Genomic DNA, 1,736 nt, shown 5'->3' on the forward strand with positions numbered 1-1,736 from the left:
AAAAAGCGCAGACGATTCTTGACCTGGTGGCAGCCGATGGCGATACTCACCGGGAGTTTCAGGCTGAACGGGACTTTATTGTCAAAAGTATCATCCAGGAGCTTCGCTACAAGCAGCAGGCCATTGAGGGAATCGATGGGGAGTTAAAAACCCTTCTGCCCTTGACCGGCTACAAACTGGATACTGTTCCAGGAATTAACTTGAATACCGCCAGTCACATCATTTCTGAGATCGGCGACATTAACCGCTTTCCCAATTCGGATAAGTTGGCCCGTTTTACCGGAATTGCGCCCGTTTTGTTCAGTTCTGCGGGCAAAGGCAAAGAGCAGCGCAGCCGGCAGGGAAACCGGGTATTGCATGGTATCTTCTACTTTCTCGCTGTCCAGCTTGTCCAGGTCTCCAAAGGAGGCAAGCCGAGACACCCGGTGTTTCATGACTATTTCCTCCGCAGAATCAGGGAGGGAAAGACCAAGCCCCAGGCTTTAGTCTGCATTATGCGGCGAGCGGTCAGGATTATTTACGGGATGATGAAAGCGAAGTCTGAGTATCGGCCTTATGAGACGGATTAGGCAGTCTATTTTGTTCTGTAACAACTCGTGATAAAATGGAAATAGCCAATAGCTTGTTTGCTCCTGTCTTTTTTTCCAGCAAGGAAGAAGGTTTATATAACTTAACTCGTACTGCTTCTTTGCGGAGGGGCCGGGAACCGGTGGTAGTGTTGGAAGTGCCAAACGACTGGTGTATGAGGGATCACCCAAGCATGGCCCTACAGCGAGGGGTTCCATTAGCGCTGCTCCACGGAATGGACAAGAAGCGCTAGATTCATCACTACAAGTAAAATCAACCTCGCCTCGCCGAGTGGGAATTGATTATGAAACAGGACAGTTCAACGTTTTTGACCAAACTACAGAAGGAGTCTTCCATGGGCATGTAAGGACTTGGAATGAACTAACTTCAGAGATGCAACGCGTTCTTCAGCAAGCAGGAATGGTGGACTCGCGAGGACGCATATTAGGGGGACCATGATGTACTACAAAAACGTCTTACCAATAACCCGTGAAGAAGCAGAAGCTGCTTTTTCTTCGGAAAACATCAAAGAAATTTGTGATGCACTCATTAGGCTCACTTATCATGATCCTGATTGGAGATGGGTTCAAGCGCAATGCTTACATTTTGGCAAACATCCCCAATCAGAGATTCGGGGATTGGCGGCAACATGTATTGGTCACTTAGCACGGATTCATGGTATTCTCGATATGCAATCTGTCCGTCCACTTTTGGATGAATTATTAAAAGACCCAGAAGTCTCAGGTCGAGCACAAGATGCATTAGAAGATATTGAAGTCTATCTATTACGCAAGTAGGAAGGAAGCGTAAGGGCGGAGATTTTGCTCCCACCATCTGGCCACCACCCTCCAAGCCGGCAATGGCAGCCTGATGATTGCCCAACATAACACGGTTCCAACACTTTCTAAACTAAACTCGTATGAAGAATGAAAAGCCAAACAACAGGGCACCGGACAAAATAAGTTCGTTGCCCTGTTGTTTGTTAAGACACGGGTTGCCAAGGGGACGGAGTTGCCGACAGCCTCAGCACACCCCAAGCCCGGCTCCGCATCAGTCCGCGCGGCCCCAGCCAGGCTGCCGCCTGTCTTCCCTCCGCCCGGCCTGCCGCTCCGCTCATCGCCTTGCCACGGGAAACAATAACGGAAGCCCTTGTTCTCACGGCTTTTTTT

At 49.4% G+C, this 1,736-nt stretch carries 3 protein-coding genes; 2 read left to right on the top strand and 1 reads right to left on the bottom strand.

All coding sequences use genetic code 11. The features are described 5' to 3' along the window. On the top strand, positions 1-569 hold a 569-nt coding region (locus ALO_RS19885), incomplete at its 5' end, for a transposase (RefSeq protein ID WP_004099864.1). A gap of 453 nt (positions 570-1,022) precedes the next feature. Next, the gene (locus ALO_RS19890; protein WP_139025465.1) at positions 1,023-1,364 is read left to right on the top strand and encodes a hypothetical protein; all 342 of its coding nucleotides are present in this window, start codon (positions 1,023-1,025) and stop codon (positions 1,362-1,364) included. Between the two features lie 185 nt (positions 1,365-1,549). On the opposite strand, the gene ALO_RS23385 is transcribed toward ALO_RS19890, so the two are convergent. Then, the coding region (locus tag ALO_RS23385; RefSeq protein WP_004099870.1) for a hypothetical protein at positions 1,550-1,736 on the bottom strand (187 nt) is incomplete at its 5' end.

The organism is Acetonema longum DSM 6540, assembly GCF_000219125.1.
In the GTDB taxonomy this organism is placed as follows: Bacteria; Bacillota; Negativicutes; order Sporomusales; family Acetonemataceae; genus Acetonema; species Acetonema longum.